This is a genomic window from Streptomyces sp. LaBMicrA B280, assembly GCF_049222185.1.
Lineage (GTDB): Bacteria > Actinomycetota > Actinomycetes > Streptomycetales > Streptomycetaceae > Streptomyces > Streptomyces murinus.
The window spans coordinates 31184-46482 of sequence record NZ_JBMJCT010000007.1; the positions used below are offsets into that span (position 1 = coordinate 31184).

Genomic DNA, 15299 nt, shown 5'->3' on the forward strand with positions numbered 1-15299 from the left:
ACAACCATTCGACCGGCCCGTCGGACTGGGCCGGTCGGGGTCGCCGATGCCAGGGACCGCTCCCCGGGCTGCGGTGATCTTCCTGTACAGGAGGACCCTCCCGCATGTTCCGACGTATTGGCGCTGCCGTCGTCCGGCATCCGGTCTGGACGATCGTGGCATGGCTGATCGCCGCGGTGGCGATCGTCGCCACCGCCCCAGGCCTGCCCTCCAACAGTGACGAGAGCAGTTTTCTGCCCAAGAGCTATGAGTCGATCCAAGCCGCGAATCTCCAGCAGAAGGCGTTCCCCAGCGCCTTCACCCCGTCCGCGATCGCGCTCTACCAGCGCACCGACGGCGGCCGGCTGACCGCCGCCGACCAGAAGGACATCGCCCGGATCACCACCGAACTGGGCGAGAAGAAGATCGATCAGGTACAGAAGGTGGTCCCCGGCCCGCCGTCGAAGGACGGCAGGTACTCCCTGACCCTGGTCCAGATGGACAGCAAGAACGCCGGCCAGCCCAAACAGGCCGACGCGGCCAAGGCGTTGCGCGCCGATGTCAAGCAACTGGCCAGGGGCACCCATCTCGACGTCCGGCTGGGCGGCTCCGCCGCACAGGCCCTCGACCAGCAGGACTCCTCCAAGCGCGGCCAGGCGCTGATCGGCATCGGCACCTTCGTCATCATCCTGGTGACCCTGCTGATCATCTTCCGGGCACCGATCCTGGCCGTCCTGCCGCTGGTCCTCATCGGCCTGGTCTCGGCCGTCGCCAACGGGCTGATCGCCTACGCCACCAAGCTGTTCGGGCTCCAGGCCAACAGCTCGATCTCGTCCATCCTGATCGTGGTGCTCTTCGGTGTGGGCACGGACTACTTCCTGTTCCTGATGTTCCGCTACCGCGAACGCCTCAGGGCCGGTGACGAGTCCAAGGAGGCCATGATCAACGCGGTCGGCCGGGTCGGCGAGGCCATCGCCTCGGCGGCCGGCGCGGTCATCATCGCCTTCCTCGCGCTGGTCCTGTCCACCCTCGGCTTCCTCAAGCAGATGGGCCCCGCGCTCGCCATCGCGGTCGCCGCCACCCTGGTCGCGGGCCTCACCCTGATCCCGGCCGTGGTCTCCCTGATCGGCCCCAAGGTCTTCTGGCCCTCCAAGTCCTGGCAGAAGGAGCCGGAGAACGCCCGGTTCGCCGCGCTCGGAAACGCGGTGCGCCGCCGCCCCGCGCTGGCCGCCGTCGCCTCCGGCCTGGTCCTGCTCGCGCTGTCGGCCGGCACGCTCGGCTACCACGCCACCTTCGACCTGGCCTCGGGCTCCATGCCCAAGACCAAGGAGTCCATGGTCGTCCAGGACCAGATGCAGAAGGCGTACTCCGCGGGCGCCGCCGCGCCCACCGATGTCTACCTCTCCAGCACCGACGGCAAGCCGCTCGACAAGAGCGGATTCACCGGGTACGCGCACAAGCTCGGCACGGTCGACGGTGTCGCGAGCGCCCGGATGAGCCAGCTCAACAAGGACGGCACCACCGCGGACTTCACCGTCACCCTCACGTACGAGGCGTCCACGGACCAGGCGATCGACGCCGTGCAGCGGGTGCGCGACACCGCCCACGCGGACGCGCCCGCCGGCACCGAGGCACTCGTCGGCGGCATGTCCTCGATCTACAAGGACATCGACACGGCGGTCAACCACGACTACCGCACGGTGTTCCCGGTCGCCGCCCTCCTCATCATGGTCATCCTCGGCCTGCTGCTGCGCAGCGTCGTGGCGCCCTGGTACCTGATGGCCTCGGTGGGCCTCGGCTTCGGCGCCACCCTCGGCGCGACGGTGTGGATCTTCCAGAAGGGGGAGGGGCACTCCGGCCTGATGTTCATGCTCCCGGTGATCATGTATCTCTTCGTGGTCGCCATCGGCACGGACTACAACATCCTCATGATCGCCCGGCTGCGGGAGGAGGCCCGCGAGGGCCGCGATCCGCGCGAGGCGGCGGGCCAGGCCCTGCGGCACGCCGGGCCGACCGTGGCCGCGGCAGGCTTCATCCTGGCGGCGACCTTCGCCACGATGATGCTGGCCGGCAACGCGCTGCTCACGGAGATGGGCTTCGCGGTCTCCTTCGGCATCGCGATCGCCGCGTTCGTCATGGCGATGTTCTTCACGCCGAGCCTCACCGCGCTCATCGGTCACGCGGCCTGGTGGCCGGGCCACGGCGACCGGGCGGCGGAGACCCCCGGCACCGTCCCCGCGCGGCCCCTGGACGACCGTGACCCGGCGGGCCACGGCCGCTGACACCGGGCACCGCTCCGCGGGGGCACACCAGGGCATGGGCCCCGGTGTGGCCCCGTTGCCTTCGGCGGGCCTCCGGTGACGCATGACCAAGGGCGGCCTACGGCCTGGTCACCCACGGGCCGTCAGAAGCAGCAGCAGCGTCACCGCCGCCGCCAGTCCCGCGCACGCGCCCAGCGCCCGGCCCACGCACCGCCGTCGCAGCTCCCGGTATCTGTTCTCGTACTCGGCGCGCAGCGAGGCGCAGCGGGCGGCGATGCGCTCCAGGTCCTTCCTGGCGCGGCGCAGGGCGTCCTCGACGTAACTCTGCTCGATCTCCGTGCGCTGGGCGGTCGTCAGCCAGTCCATGGGACGGACGAACTCCCGGGCGCGCTGCTCGGCCTCCGCGATCCGGGCCTGCCAGAGCAGGTACCCCTCCACCTCGTTGCTCAGTTCCCCCTCGGTGGCACCCTGCCGCAGACTCGGGTCGCTCATACCGCGCCGTGCGCCTCGGCCTCGGCCAGCGCGATGTCCGGGTGGTGCAGGTCGAACGCGGGGGATTCGCTGCGGATCCGCGGCAGGGTGATGAAGTTGTGCCGCGGCGGCGGGCAGGAGGTCGCCCATTCGAGGGAGCGGCCGTAGCCCCAGGGGTCGTCCACACCGACCGGCACCCCGAACCGCGCCGTCTTCCAGATGTTGTAGAGGAACGGCAGCATCGACAGGCCCAGCAGGAACGAGCCGATCGAGGAGACCGTGTTCAGGGCGGTGAACCCGTCGGCCGCCAGGTAGTCGGCGTAACGGCGGGGCATGCCCTCGGCGCCCAGCCAGTGCTGCACCAGGAACGTGGTGTGGAAGCCGACGAACAGCGTCCAGAAGGTGATCTTGCCGAGGCGTTCGTCCAGCATCTTGCCGGTGAACTTGGGCCACCAGAAGTGGAATCCGGCGAACATGGCGAACACGACCGTACCGAAGACCACGTAGTGGAAGTGGGCCACCACGAAGTACGAGTCGGACACATGGAAGTCCATCGGCGGCGAGGCCAGGATGACACCGGTCAGACCGCCGAAGAGGAAGGTGACGAGGAAGCCCGCCGCCCAGAGCATCGGCGTCTCGAAGGACAGCGAGCCCTTCCACATGGTGCCGAGCCAGTTGAAGAACTTCACGCCCGTCGGCACCGCGATCAGGAAGGTCATGAAGGAGAAGAACGGCAGCAGCACACCGCCGGTGACGTACATGTGGTGCGCCCACACCGTGATGGACAGACCGGCGATGGCGACGGTCGCCCCGATCAGGCCCATGTAACCGAACATCGGCTTGCGGGAGAACACCGGGATGATCTCGGAGACGATGCCGAAGAACGGCAGCGCGATGATGTACACCTCTGGATGGCCGAAGAACCAGAAGAGGTGCTGCCACAGCAGGGCGCCGCCATTGGCCGGATCGAAGACATGGGCCCCGAACTTGCGGTCCGCCTCGACGGCGAACAGCGCGGCGGCCAGGACGGGGAAGGCCAGCAGGACCAGCACGGCGGTCAGCAGCACGTTCCACACGAAGATCGGCATACGGAACATCGTCATGCCCGGAGCGCGCATGCAGATGATCGTGGCGATGAAGTTGACCGAGCCGAGGATCGTCCCGAAGCCGGAGAAGGCCAGACCCATGAGCCACAGGTCGGAGCCGACATTGGGCGAGAACACCTCGCTGTGCAGGGGCGCGTAGGAGAACCAGCCGAAGTCGGCCGCGCCGTCCGGAGTGAGGAAGCCGCCCACTGCGATGAGCGAGCCGAGCAGGTACAGCCAGTAGGCGAACATGTTCAGCCGCGGGAAGGCGACATCGGGGGCGCCGATCTGCAGCGGCATGATCCAGTTGGTGAATCCGGCGAACAGCGGCGTCGCGAACATCAGCAGCATCACGGTGCCGTGCATCGTGAACAGCTGGTTGAACTGCTCCTTGGAGACGATCTGCAGCCCCGGGCGGGCCAGCTCGGCGCGCATGATGAGCGCCATGACGCCGCCGATCAGGAAGAACGCGAACGACGTCGCCAGGTACAGCGTGCCGATCGTCTTGTGATCGGTGGTCGTCAGCCACTTCACCACGACATTGCCGGGCTGCTTGCGCCGCACCGGCACCTCGGTGTCGTAGGTGTCGGCCGGCCCCTTGGGCTCGTTCAGAATGCTCACAGCTGGTACGCCTCCCGGCGCTCGCAGGTTCGCCGACGTCAGTCATCCGACATCCTCGCGGCACCGGGTCGGCCACCGGACCTCCCGGCGGCCGGGACACGGCCGAACGGCTGACGCTCGCACCCGAGCGGAGCATTCCTACACCCCGTTCGGAGCAACGGAGAAGCAACGGAGGAGCAACGGACCAACGGAGCGGCGGGGCGGAGAGACGGGCCGGGCCGGGCGCTCAGGGGGAGTGGTTGGCGAAGGTCGCCAGATACGTGCCGTAGAGCAGGGAGAAACCGGCGAGGTACCCGTACAGCCTGCGGGCGGCGTCGGGGTCGGTGCGCCACCGGTGGACCAGGGCCTGTGCCGCGGGGACGAGCAGCGGGAAGGCCGGCAGCAGGAAGCGCGGCTTGGACTCGAAGGGGCCCGAGACCAGCACGACCGGCAGCAGCAGCGCGGCGGTGTAGAGCAGCAGCGCCAGCGGGACGCGCTCCCGGCACAGCCGGACGAACAGGTGGACACCGACCGCCACGACCACCAGCGCCACCGGGTAGATGACGCCGTCGGTGAGCGGCACCGTCGCGAGGAAGCGCAGGGTGCCGAGGCCCCCGTCGAAGCGTGACTCCCAGGCGCTCTGCACCTGGAAGTAGCCGTGCAGCAGGGCGCCCGTGCGATTCCCCACCAGCAGCAGGTACGCCGTCCAGCCGAGCGGGGCGGCCAGGGCGCCGGCCCACAGTCCGAGCGGCACACGCCCCCGGCGCCGTACGACCTCGAAGGCGGCCATGCCGAGGACGGCCGCGGCGGCGGCGTAGCCGTTCGGCCGGGTCAGGCCCGCGAGCGCGGCCAGCGTGCCGGCCGTCAGCCAGCGCTCGTCCAGCAGCGCGTACAGACACCAGACGGCGAGCGCGATGAACAGGGGCTCGGTGTAGGCGAGGGTGAGGACGACGGAGTGCGGCAGCACGGCCCACAGGGCGACCATCGCGGTGGCGACCGCGCGGCCGTACAGCCGGTGTCCGATCGCGTAGACGCCGACGGCGGCCAGCGCGGTCGAGGTCCAGGCGATCAGCAGCGCCGCCACGCCCGGGGTCAGCAGGGGGATCCAGTCGAGGGCCCGGACGAGTCCCGGGTAGAGGGGGAAGAACGCCCAGTCGGTCTGCACCGCGCCGGAGTTCGTGATGTGCATCCGGGTGCCGTAGCCGTGCGTGGCGATGTGCAGGTACCAGACGGAGTCCCAGGAGTGGGCCAGGCCCTTGAGTATCGAACGGCCGGTGAGCAGGTTCACCACGACGACGAGGACCGCCCCCGCCAGCCGGACGCCGCCGAAGAGGACGAGCGCCCGCTGGACGCCGGGTGGCCACGTCCGCCGCTCGCGCCCTTCCAGGGGCGGACCGGGCCGTTCGAGGGCGGAGGCAGCACCGTGCTGCGGGGAGAACGTACTCACCCCCTGACCTTGAGCGGAGCCGCACGTACGTGCAATGGGGCCACGCCGATCAAGCCACTTCTGTCTTGTTTTACCTGCTGGTCAGAGCGTTGTACCGGGGAAAACACAAGACCATACGCACCTATCGGTCCCGGTTCGCGCGAGTCATCCTGGAACGGCGGTTCCACCCGGGGCCGCGCCCCTCGGAAGGAGCCCCTGTGGACGGCTGGTACGTCGACGACCGCTGCACCAACTGCGATGTCGCCCGGCAGCTGGCGCCGGACCTGATCGACGAGGAGAACGGCACGTCCCGGATCGTGCGGCAGCCCGGGACCGAGGAGGAGAACCGGCGCCTGCACGCGGCCGTCTTCGCCTGCCACACCCGCTCGATCCGCCCCACCACCGGGCAGCCCGACCAAGCGCTCGACCCGTTCCCCCTGGCCCTGGACGACGGCGTGCTGCTGTGCGGCCACAACTCGCGGCGCACCGCCGCCGCCAACGCCTATCTGCTGCGCCGACCCGACGGCACCCAGATGATGGTCGACACCCCCCGCTGGAGCCCCGCCCTGGCCGATCGGTACACGGCCCTGGGCCGGATCACGGACGTACTGCTCACCCATCGCGACCACGCCGCCCACGGCCGCCGCTGGGCCGACCACCTCGGCGCCCGGCTGTGGATCCACGAGGGCGACCTGGACGCCGCGCCCGACGCGGACCAGGTGATCCGGGGCCTCGACCCGGTGGAGATCGGCACGGGCGTCGCCGTGCACCCGCTGCCCGGCCACACCCGGGGCAGCGTGCTCTACCTCGCGGACGACCGGTACTGCTTCACCGGCGACAGCTTCTACTGGTCGCGCGCGCTCGGCGATCTCGCCGTCGCGGACAGCGTGACCTGGTACTCCATCGAGGAGTTGGCCGCCTCCCTGGCGCGTACGGCGGACCGGTTGCGCTTCGAGTGGGTGCTGCCGGGCCACGGCGACCGCAGGCGGCTGCCCGCCGCCGAGATGTCCCGCCGCCTGCGCGCCCTGACCGAGCGCACGCGCGCGCTGCGCCCGCGTCCCGTCGACTTCACGGCCGTACGGTGGTGAGGGGAACGGTGTTCGAGAGCGGGAGGTCACCGTGCGACTGGCGGAGTTTCTGACCCGGGTCCAGGACCGCGGGGAGTACCGGAGCCGGGCGGAGGCCGAGCACGTCAGCGAGGCCGTGCTGTGGACGCTGGCCACCCGGATCACCCCGGATGAGGCCGACGAGCTGGCGGCGCGGCTGCCCGCCCCGCTGGACGAGGCCCTGCACCGGGACCGGGGCTGCGCCGAGTCCTTCGGCCGGGAGGAGTTCCTGCGGCGGGTGGCCCAGCAGACGGGCGCCCGGCCGCGCACGGCGGAGTGGGACGCGGGCGCGGTGCTCTCCACCGTCGCCGAGTCGGTCTCCGGCGGCGAACTGGACGATCTGCTGGCCCGGTTGCCGGTCACCTACGCGGAGCTGTTCGGGAGGCCGGAGCCGGGCTGAGTCCGGGCCGCCTCACTGCCCGTGCCCATGTGTCTCCAGCTTCTGCTCCTGCTTCTGCTCCTGTCCCTGATCCCGTTCGTTCCGTTCGTGCTCGTCCCGCGTGGCCCGCACTCGCTCGTCGCACCACCGTCTGGCCGCGGCGGAGACCTGGGCCAGCGCGCGCGGGTCCTCGAACAGATGGGTGGCGTCCGGTACGACGTGCAGGGCGTGCGGGGCCCGCAGCCGCCGGGCCGCGTCCTGGTTGAGCCGCAGGATCTCGTGGTCCTGCCCGCCGACGACCAGCAGCACCGGCGCCCGGACCCGCTCCAGCGCGTCGCCCGCGAGGTCGGGCCGCCCGTCCCGGGAGACCACGGCCAGGACCCGGTCGGGTCGCTCGGCGGCGGCCGTCAGCGCGGCGGCGGTGCCGGTGCTCGCGCCGAACAGCACCACCGGCGTACCCCGGGTGTCGGGCTGTTCCGCGAGCCAGTCGATCGCCCCCACCAGCCGGTGCGCGAGGAGCGGGATGTCGAAGCGGTGGGCGGCGGTCAGCGCGTCGTGCCGCTCCTCCCGCTCGTTGAGCAGATCGAGCAGCAGCGTGCCGTACCCGGCCGTGCGCAGCTCGGCGGCCACGGTCCGGTTGCGGGTGCTGTGCCGGGAGCTGCCGTTGCCGTGCGCGAAGAGCACCACCGCACGCGAGGGTGCCTGGACCACGAGGTCGCCGTGGAGCGCGGCGTCGTCCATACGGACGAGAACCATCTCGGAGATCATCGGCCTCAACCCTTCCCGGGGGCCGTTCCCGCCGAGCGACACGGCCCGGATGTCCCACCTTCCATGATGCCCACGGGAGCGGGCTCCCGGCACCCGCAGGGCCCGGGGCTGCCGGGAGCGCCAGGGCGCCGGGGGGTGCCGGGGGGAGCGGCGTCACCAGCCGGTCAGCAGCAGATGATTGAGGAGCAGCGCGAGCACCGCCTGGGCGGCGAGCCAGGGGCGGGGGCGGGGGAGCAGCGCGCAGGCGGGCAGCAGCCACAGCGCGAAGGGCAGCCAGATCCGCTCGGTCTCGGCCTTGCTCATGCCGGACAGGTCGGCCACCAGCAGGGCGAGCAGCGCGGCCCAGACGAGGAGGGCGAGCCGGGTCCGGGCGCCGGGGCGCCGGTGCAGGAGCTCGGCGCCGGTGCGGCGCAGGCCCGCCGCCGTGGCCGGCCCGGTGATGAGCGCGGCGCAGGCGAGATCGGCCCAGACCCAGTAGCCGTAGGGCCGGATCCCGCCCACACCTTGGTAGTAGCGGATCGTCAGGAGCTGGTATCCGTGCCACCAGTTGAAACCGGCGAGCGTGAACACCACCGGGAACACGGCGAGTCCGGCGAGCAGCGGCGGCAACAGGGCGGGACGGGCGCGTAGTTCGCGGCGGGCGAGGAGGAGCACGGCCGCGCCGACGAGGGTGAAGAGGGTGAGGCCGTAGGAGAGATAGCAGGTCAGTCCGAACAGCAGGCCCGAGCCGGCCGCCGCCCAGGGGGAGCGGCGGGTCAGGGCGAGGGCGAGCAGGGCCACGGACCAGGCGGCGACCGCCGCGAAATAGCCGTCGGCGGAGACGCCCTGCCACACCGCGGCCGGTGCCAGCACCGTGAACGGCGCCGCCCGCCGCGCGAGCGCCTCCCCGGCCAGGGCGCGCACCGCGATCAGCACCGCCACGCATCCGCTCGCGCCGACGACCACACAGAACATCCCGGCCCAGCCGCCGCCCCGCAGCCCGATCCGGTCGAGCAGGACGAAGGTCAGGGTGGCCGCCGGGGGGTGCCCCGCGACATGGGCGGGCCACGGCTGCGGGGAGCCGCTGACGATGTGGTGGGTGAAGTCGCGCAGCGCGGTCGGGATGTCAGGGAACCGGCCGATCACCCGGAGGTACTCCTCACGGGTGGTCAGCCGGCCCGCGATGCCCCGCTGCCAGCCGTCCACCAGGGCCAGCGAGACGATCCACGCGAGCGCGGTCGCCCAGGCCGCCGCGAGCAGCCCGCGCCAGGGCAGCCGGACCGCGAGCGCGGGACCGCAGGCCACGGCCGCCGCGGCCACGGCCAGGGCGGCGGGGGTGCCGGGGCCGAGGTGCGGGTCCCAGTCGGCGAACAGCGGGGGCCAGTGCACGAACAGCGTGCGGTGGACGTCCTGGATGTGGCGGCCGACCAGGACGGCCGCCGTCACGAGCAGGGCGGCGGCAGCGGCGGCGTACAGATCGCGTCGGGCGGCGCGGGAGGCGCCGGAGGGAGCCGCGGCACGGTCGGGGGCGAGGTCTCGGCGGAGGGAACGGGTCACACCGGCACGCTAGGCCGGGCGGGCGGCGCCGGGCCGCCGTCCGGGCCGGACGTCAGGGTTTCGTCACCAGTCGTACCGCCTGTCCCGGACGTCCCGCGGCTTACGGTCGGGGCATGCGTGACCAAGACCGCCTTCCCACCTCACCGGCCTTCTGGCGCAGTCCACTGCGCGGCCCGTGGTTCACCTCGGTGCTCGGCCTCGTCCTCCTCGTCGGCATCACGGTGCTGTTCGTGACCGGCCTGGTCTCGTACGCCGCCTACAACCCGAACCTGTCCCGGGTGAACGACACGACGCCGGACAAGGGCCTGCTCGGCTTCTACCTGTTCGACTGGCCGACCGACCCGGTGTGGCTGTACCGCCTCACCCAGGGCGTCCATGTCACCCTGGGCATCACCCTGATCCCCGTCCTGCTGGCCAAGCTGTGGTCGGTGGTGCCCAGGCTGTTCACCCTGCCCCCGGCCCGCTCCGTCGCCCACGCGCTGGAACGGATCTCCCTGTTGCTGCTCGTCGGCGGCGGCCTGTTCGAGTTCACCACCGGCGTGCTCAACATCCAGCTGGACTACGTCTTCCCGGGCTCCTTCTACCCCCTGCACTTCTACGGCGCCTGGGTGTTCTTCGGGGCCTTCGTCGCCCATGCCGTACTGAAGACGCCCACCGCGCTGCGCACCGTGCGACGGCGGCTGCGCGACGAACCCGAGGAAGGCGTCATGCCCGCGGCGGACACCCTGGTCCCGCCACGCCCCGACCGGCCCACCGTCTCCCGGCGCGGCGCCCTCGGGCTGGTCGGCGGCGGCTCGCTGCTGCTGTTCCTGACCACGGTCGGACAGAGCCTCGGCGGACCCTTCCGCCGCACCGCCCTGCTCGCACCGCACGGCACGGCCGATCCGAACGGCGGACCCAACGGCTTCCAGATCAACAAGACCGCCGCGTACGCCGGGATCACCGCGGCCGACACCCATGAGGACGCCTGGCGGCTCGTCGTCACCGGCCGCACCGGCACCGTCCGCCTCAGCCGGGCCCAGCTGCTCCAACTGCCTTTGCACAGCGCCTCGTTGCCCATCGCCTGCGTGGAAGGCTGGTCGACCGCCGACCAGTGGTGGCGCGGGGTACGGCTGCGTGACCTCGCCGCGCTGGTCGGCCATGACGGCGATCCGCCGGACGTGCTCGTGGAGTCCCTGCAACGCCACGGCGCCTTCCGCCGTGCGGCCCTGCGCGCCAACCAGGTGGCCGATCCGCGCACCCTGCTCGCCCTGTACGTCAACGGCGAGGAACTCTCCCCCGACCACGGCCATCCGGCGCGTGTCATCGTGCCCGCCGCACCCGGTGTGCTGAACACCAAATGGGTGGCCCGGCTGACCTTCGGAGCCCTGTGATGACACCCCGACGGCTGCGCGTCGCGCTCGGCAGCCCCTTCCAACTGCTGCTGCTCGCCTGCTCGTTCGCGCTCGCCGCCTACGCCGGGAGCCGGCTGCTGGCCGGTGACTGGTTCGCGGTGGCACTGTGGATCGTGGGCGCCGCCCTGCTGCACGACCTGGTGCTGCTGCCCCTGTACGCGGCGGCCGACCGGGCGATGATCCATGGCCTTGCGGCTGCCGGACGGCGCGCCTGGACCCCCTATGTGCGGGTCCCGGCCGCGCTGTCCGCGCTGCTGCTCCTCGTGTGGTTCCCGCTGATCAGCGGCAGGACCGCCGAGCGCTACCGGTTGGCGACCGGCCTGTCCCCGGACGGCTTCCGCACCCGCTGGCTGCTGATCACCGCCGTGCTCTTCGGCGGTTCCGCCGCGCTGCTCGTGCGGCGGGTGCGCAGGGCGGCGAAGCGGCGGCCGTCGGCGCCCCACTGAGCGACGCGCCACCACCCGGCCCCGCGCGCATGGCGCAGCAGGGCCGGGGTACCGAGCCTGGCCCACGGGAACGTGCCGCCGCGGGCGCCCGGCTCCGCGGTCACGTCGACCACCTCGACGAGGGCGCGCTCATCGACATCGACCGGCGCGCTCTCCGCGATCAGCAGGCCGCCCGGCCGCAGCAGCCCGGCCACCCGCGCCAGCAGCGCCGCCGGGTCCCCGCCGATGCCGATGTTGCCGTCCATGAGCAGCACGGTGTCCCAGCGGCCCTCGCCGGGCAGCGCCTCGAACACCGAGCGGTGCAGCACCGGACCGCCGAGCCCGGTGGTGTGCTCCACCGCCGCGTCGCTGACATCGATGCCGAGCACGGTACGGCCCCGGGCGGCGAGTTCCGCCACCAGTCGGCCGGGACCGCAGCCGACGTCCAGTACGGCGCCCTCGCAGCGGTCCAGCACCGCGAGGTCGACCGGATCGGCCCGGCCGCACCAGCGCTCCACCTCCAGGGGCAGCAGCCAGCCATCGGCGCGGCGCAGGAACAGCGGGCCCCGGCCGGTGCGCAGCGCGGTGGCGTACGGGTCGGCGGCGGCCCAGGCGACGGAGCCGCTCATCGGGGCAGCTCCGCGGCGCAGTGGGCCAACTGGGCGGCGAACCGGCCGTGCGGGGCCAGCGCGGCGACCGCCCGGGCGGGCGGTCAGCCGCGCCCGCTGCGCGGCGCCGGTGCCGGGCGTCGACATGGGCACGCCGCGCAGCAGCGCCGGGTCGGGCTCGGCCAGCCCCAGCGCCCAGAACCCGCCGTCGAACGCCGGGCCCAGCCACGCGTCGCAGTCGGCGAAGTCCACGGTCAGCAGCTCCGGGGTGACCTGCGGGGTGTCCATGCCGATCAGCAGCGCGGGTCCGGCGCAGTGCGCGAAGGCGTCCGCCAGCCGTTCGTCCAGGCCGCCCGCGCACTGCGGTACGACCTCGAAGCCCGGCGGCAGCCAGGCCCCCGGTGTCCCCTCCAGTACGAGGACGCGCCGGGACGCGGGTGTCCGCGCCACTGTGTGCAGGGTGTCGGCGAGCGCCGCCTCGGCGAGCCGAGCCGCCTCCTGCGGGGTGAACGGCGGGGTCAGCCGGGTCTTGACCCGTCCCGGGCGGGGTTCCTTGGCGATGACGAGCAAGGTGGTCACCGCGCCGCCCGCTCCCGGGCCGGGGCCCCGGTCAGCACCCGGCGCATGTCCCGTACCGCGTGCCAGGTACCGGTCCAGGTGCCCGTCACCTTGGACGTACCGGTGCGCGGCAGGTACGGCACGTCGTATTCGGCGACCCGCCACCCGGCGTCGGCGGCGCGTACCACCATCTCCAGCGGATATCCACTGCGCCGGTCGGTGAGATCCAGTCCGAGCAGCGCCTCGCGCCGGGCGGCCCGCAGGGGGCCCAGGTCGTGCAGTCGCAGACCGGTGCGGTGGCGCAGCATCCGCGCCAGCGCGAGGTTCCCGGCCCGCGCGTGCACCGGCCAGGTGCCCCGGGCCACCGGGCGCCGTCGGCCCAGCACCAGATCGGCCGTCCCCTCGTGGATCCGCTGGACGAAGGGCACGAGCAGGGCCGGGTCCAGCGAGGCGTCGCAGTCGCAGAAGCACACGATGCCGGCCGTGGCGGCGGTCAGCCCGGCGTGGCACGCGGCGCCGAAGCCGCGCCGCGGCTCGTCCACCACCATCGCGCCCAGCGCCCGGGCGATCCGGGCCGAGCCGTCGCGGGAGCCGTTGTCGACGACGAGAGCACGCCAGCCCGCCGGGATCCGGCCGAGCACCCAGGGCAGGGCCTCGGCCTCGTCCAGACAGGGCAGCACCACGTCGACGTCCGAAGAAGAGATCGTCATGGCTCTCACCCTACGAACACGAACCAGGCATAACGGACTTCCGGTCCTTACGAAACGCGGACACCGAACCCGCCGCCCTGCCCGCTGACCTCGGGCGGTGGGACGCTTGAGGCATGCGATCGCAGTACGAGCCCCACCGGGCCGCCACCACGGACGACGCGGTACGAGACCGAGACCGGGGCGGAGCCCGCGCCCGGGTCCTGGTCGTGGACGACGACCCCACCGTCGCCGAGGTGGTCGCCGGATACCTGGACCGGGCCGGCTACGCGGTCGACCGCGCCGACGACGGCCCGACGGCGCTCGGCCGCGCCCGCGACCGGTGGCCCGACCTCGTCGTGCTCGATCTGATGCTGCCCGGCATGGACGGCCTTGAGGTGTGCCGGCGGCTGCGGGAGCAGGGACCCGTGCCGGTCATCATGCTGACCGCCCGGGGCGACGAGGAGGACCGCGTCCTCGGCCTGGAGGTCGGCGCGGACGACTACGTCACCAAGCCCTTCAGCCCCCGGGAACTCGTCCTGCGCGTCGAGTCCGTGCTGCGCCGCAGCCGCCCCGCCGCGACCGGCGGCCACCGGCTGGCCGCGGCCGGTCTCTCGGTCGACCCGGACGCCCGCCGCGCCACCAAGAACGGTGGCGAACTGGCCCTGACCCTCCGGGAGTTCGACCTGCTCGCCTTCTTTCTGCGCCATCCCGGCCGCGCCTTCGGCAGGGAGGACCTGATGCGGGAGGTGTGGGGCTGGGACTTCGGTGACCTCTCGACGGTCACGGTGCATGTGCGCAGGCTGCGCGGCAAGGTCGAGGACGACCCGGCCCGGCCCCGGCTGATCCAGACGGTGTGGGGCGTCGGCTACCGCTTCGAGCCCGGCGGGGCGGTGGACTGACCGTGCACGCCGGCCTCCTCATCGCCCTCTACGCCTTCGCCGGTGCCGCAGCGACCGGTCTCGCCGGAGCCTGCGTCCTGCGGCTGATCCGGCGCCGCTCGCTCACCGCCTCCCTCGCCGTGGTCGCGGCCGTCGGTGTCGTCGCCATGCTCGCGGGCACGCTCGCGGTCGCCTGGGCGATGTTCCTGTCCCGGCACGATCTGTCCGTGGTCACCACCGTCGTCGCCATGGCGGCCGTGGTCTCCCTGGCCACCGCGCTGATGATGGGCCGCTGGGTGGTCGCCCGCAGCCGCGAACTCGCCGACGCGGCACGGTCGTTCGGGGACGGTGGCGCCTTCGCCGCGCCCGACGGACCCGCGACCGCCGAACTGGAGGAACTCAGCCGCGAGTTGGCCGCCACCAGTGCCCGGCTCGCCGAATCCCGCGAGCGGGAGCGGGCGTTGGAGGCGTCCCGGCGTGAGCTGGTCGCCTGGATCTCGCACGATCTGCGCACCCCGCTCGCCGGACTGCGCGCCATGGCGGAGGCCCTGGAGGACGGGGTCGCGGCCGACCCCGACCGCTATCTGAAGCAGATCCGCGCCGAGGTGGAACGCCTCAACGACATGGTCGGCGACCTCTTCGAACTCTCCCGCATCCACGCGGGCACCCTCTGTCTGAGCCTCGCCCGGATCTCCCTGTACGACCTGGTCGGCGACGCCCTGGCCGGAGCCGACCCGCTGGCCAGGGAGCACGGGGTGCGGCTGGTGGGGGAGCGGGTCGAGCCGGTGCCGGTGGAGGTCGACGGCAGGGAGATGAGCCGGGTGCTCGGCAATCTGCTCGTCAACGCCATCCGCCGCACGCCCGCCGACGGCACGGTCGCGATCGCCGCCGAGCGCACCGACGACGGTGTGGTGCTGTCCGTCACCGACGGCTGCGGCGGCATCCCGGAGGAGGATCTGCCGCGCGTCTTCGAGACCGGCTGGCGCGGCACCGACGCCCGGACACCCCCGGCGGGCGCGGGCCTCGGCCTCGCCATCGTGCGCGGCATCGTGGAGGCTCACCGGGGCCGGGCCACCGTCCGCAACATCCCCGGCGGCTGCCGCTTCGAGGTCACGCTGCCCACCGCACGATGAGGT

General features: G+C 72.6%; 13 protein-coding genes and 1 pseudogene. 6 read left to right on the forward strand and 8 right to left on the reverse strand.

From position 1 onward, the window contains the following. Positions 1 to 104: 104 nt before the first annotated feature. A complete protein-coding gene (locus tag ACLF5H_RS06835; protein WP_421675153.1) occupies positions 105 to 2261 on the forward strand; it encodes an MMPL family transporter in 2157 nt (718 codons plus the stop codon). 108 nt (positions 2262 to 2369) lie between these two features. Here the strand turns inward: ACLF5H_RS06835 and ACLF5H_RS06840 are convergent, their stop codons facing one another. The 3 genes from ACLF5H_RS06840 to ACLF5H_RS06850 form a co-directional block, all read right to left on the reverse strand. Beyond that, positions 2370 to 2732, reverse strand: a complete 363-nt coding sequence (locus ACLF5H_RS06840) for a cytochrome C oxidase subunit I (RefSeq protein ID WP_421675154.1) — start codon at positions 2730 to 2732, stop codon at positions 2370 to 2372. Next, positions 2729 to 4417, reverse strand: coding sequence for a cytochrome c oxidase subunit I (gene ctaD / locus ACLF5H_RS06845; RefSeq protein WP_421675155.1), 1689 nt, complete (start codon positions 4415 to 4417; stop codon positions 2729 to 2731). Before ctaD ends, ACLF5H_RS06840 begins: the two co-directional genes overlap by 4 nt. A 226-nt stretch (positions 4418 to 4643) precedes the next feature. Then, positions 4644 to 5843: a hypothetical protein gene (locus tag ACLF5H_RS06850; RefSeq protein WP_421675156.1), complete on the reverse strand. Its 1200-nt coding sequence runs from the start codon at positions 5841 to 5843 to the stop codon at positions 4644 to 4646. Positions 5844 to 6040: 197 nt separating this feature from the next. Between ACLF5H_RS06850 and ACLF5H_RS06855 the strand changes: the two genes are divergently transcribed. Both ACLF5H_RS06855 and ACLF5H_RS06860 read left to right on the forward strand, forming a co-directional pair. Next, entirely contained in the window at positions 6041 to 6910 is an 870-nt protein-coding gene (locus tag ACLF5H_RS06855; protein ID WP_421675157.1) for an MBL fold metallo-hydrolase, read from the forward strand. Positions 6911 to 6941: 31 nt separating this feature from the next. Then, on the forward strand, positions 6942 to 7328 hold the full coding sequence (locus ACLF5H_RS06860) for a DUF2267 domain-containing protein (RefSeq protein ID WP_421675158.1): 387 nt from the start codon (positions 6942 to 6944) through the stop codon (positions 7326 to 7328). 12 nt (positions 7329 to 7340) lie between these two features. On the opposite strand, the gene ACLF5H_RS06865 is transcribed toward ACLF5H_RS06860, so the two are convergent. Both ACLF5H_RS06865 and ACLF5H_RS06870 read right to left on the reverse strand, forming a co-directional pair. Further along, positions 7341 to 8075 carry a dienelactone hydrolase family protein gene (locus ACLF5H_RS06865; RefSeq protein ID WP_421675159.1) on the reverse strand — a complete coding sequence of 245 codons (735 nt, stop codon included), beginning with the start codon at positions 8073 to 8075 and terminating at the stop codon, positions 7341 to 7343. Positions 8076 to 8228: 153 nt separating this feature from the next. Continuing rightward, positions 8229 to 9530, reverse strand: a complete 1302-nt coding sequence (locus ACLF5H_RS06870) for a hypothetical protein (protein WP_421675313.1) — start codon at positions 9528 to 9530, stop codon at positions 8229 to 8231. A 194-nt stretch (positions 9531 to 9724) separates the two neighbouring features. Here ACLF5H_RS06870 and ACLF5H_RS06875 point away from each other — a divergent pair, with 194 nt between their 5' ends. Then, positions 9725 to 10984 carry a molybdopterin-dependent oxidoreductase gene (locus tag ACLF5H_RS06875; RefSeq protein ID WP_421675160.1) on the forward strand — a complete coding sequence of 420 codons (1260 nt, stop codon included), beginning with the start codon at positions 9725 to 9727 and terminating at the stop codon, positions 10982 to 10984. Between the two features lie 322 nt (positions 10985 to 11306). On the opposite strand, the gene ACLF5H_RS06880 is transcribed toward ACLF5H_RS06875, so the two are convergent. The 3 genes and pseudogenes from ACLF5H_RS06880 to ACLF5H_RS06890 all read right to left on the reverse strand — a co-directional run bounded on the left by ACLF5H_RS06880 (position 11307) and on the right by ACLF5H_RS06890 (position 13306). Beyond that, positions 11307 to 12059: a class I SAM-dependent methyltransferase gene (locus ACLF5H_RS06880; protein ID WP_421675161.1), complete on the reverse strand. Its 753-nt coding sequence runs from the start codon at positions 12057 to 12059 to the stop codon at positions 11307 to 11309. After that, positions 12056 to 12617 (reverse strand): annotated as a pseudogene (locus tag ACLF5H_RS06885) (TIGR04282 family arsenosugar biosynthesis glycosyltransferase). Before ACLF5H_RS06885 ends, ACLF5H_RS06880 begins: the two are co-directional and overlap by 4 nt. Beyond that, positions 12614 to 13306 (reverse strand): glycosyltransferase family 2 protein, encoded by a 693-nt coding sequence (locus ACLF5H_RS06890; protein ID WP_421675162.1) that lies wholly within the window; start codon positions 13304 to 13306, stop codon positions 12614 to 12616. The pseudogene ACLF5H_RS06885 and the gene ACLF5H_RS06890 overlap by 4 nt, the downstream one beginning before the upstream one ends. 113 nt (positions 13307 to 13419) lie before the next feature. Between ACLF5H_RS06890 and ACLF5H_RS06895 the strand changes: the two genes are divergently transcribed. Together ACLF5H_RS06895 and ACLF5H_RS06900 are read left to right on the forward strand one after the other, a co-directional pair. Continuing rightward, on the forward strand, positions 13420 to 14184 hold the full coding sequence (locus ACLF5H_RS06895; RefSeq protein WP_421675163.1) for a response regulator transcription factor: 765 nt from the start codon (positions 13420 to 13422) through the stop codon (positions 14182 to 14184). Positions 14185 to 14186: 2 nt separating this feature from the next. Next, positions 14187 to 15296 carry a sensor histidine kinase gene (locus tag ACLF5H_RS06900; protein WP_421675164.1) on the forward strand — a complete coding sequence of 370 codons (1110 nt, stop codon included), beginning with the start codon at positions 14187 to 14189 and terminating at the stop codon, positions 15294 to 15296. Positions 15297 to 15299 lie beyond the last annotated feature (3 nt).